General features: G+C 70.2%; 2 protein-coding genes. Both read right to left on the bottom strand.

The window, feature by feature from the left end; translation table 11 throughout:
* Nucleotides 1–123, bottom strand: a 123-nt coding sequence (locus H7J89_RS00020; protein ID WP_264035531.1) for a PPE domain-containing protein, incomplete at its 3' end; no start/stop codon positions are given.
* A 459-nt stretch (nucleotides 124–582) separates the two neighbouring features.
* The coding region (locus H7J89_RS00015; RefSeq protein WP_264035530.1) for a PE/PPE C-terminal domain-containing protein at nucleotides 583–830 on the bottom strand (248 nt) is incomplete at its 5' end.

Here is an 830-nt window from a genome sequence, read left to right as displayed (position 1 = left end):
CGCAGCCACCTCAGCAGCAATCTCATCCCACGCCGCCGCCGCAGCCATCAACGGCCCCGAACCCGGACCCGCATACATCCGACCGGAATTAACCTCCGGCGGTAACGCCCCGAAGTCAAACACCCACGAACCCCCCCGGCTCGAACGACATGTGTTTCCCTCGCGAGTGCTATTGGCGTGCAGCAGTGAGCTTGTTGCGAAAGGCTAGATCGCCGCGGAGCCCCGTCGCTGCCGGCGACGAGACCGCCGGAGGGAGGCCCGCTCGGCGACGGGTGCACAGGAAAACGGGCAACGAGACGTTAGCGCCCGCGAGCCGCGCCACTACCTGCGGGGACGACGCGTCGGCCGGGTCGCCATCCACCGGCCATCCACGAAAGCGACGGACGATCGACCGCGGTGTGGGTTAAAAATCCGGTCGCAGATAAAGCCCTCGCGACATTCGCCACGACGGCGGTCTGACGTGTGCAGGGCGGGGCGAGGGCTCCGCCGTGCGCGGGCCGTGGGCGCAACGCGAAACACGCTTTAGCGCGACACTTTTCGCGCGCTAAAGCGTGCTCCTACGCTGGCAGAAGCGACCGGTGGCTATCCGGCGAAGGGGGGTCGGGCCATGACGGTGGGGCGGAAGCCGTAGCGGGGTCCGGCGCCGGCGTGGGTGCCGGTGCCCATGCCGGCCAGGGGCATGCCGCCGAGCAGGTTGCCCGGGCCGCCGGCTCCTTCGGGGGCGGCGCTGATGGCGCTGACCGGGATGGCGGTGTGTCCCATGGCCGGCACGGCCGGGCCGCCGGTCCAGGCCACCGGCACTGACAACTTGCCACCGATGGAGGCCGCGC

The organism is Mycobacterium paraffinicum (assembly GCF_025822865.1).
Classification (GTDB): Bacteria; Actinomycetota; Actinomycetes; order Mycobacteriales; family Mycobacteriaceae; genus Mycobacterium; species Mycobacterium paraffinicum.
The sequence above is the reverse complement of the archived record's forward strand: the minus strand, read 5'-3'. Positions and strand labels throughout refer to the sequence as shown.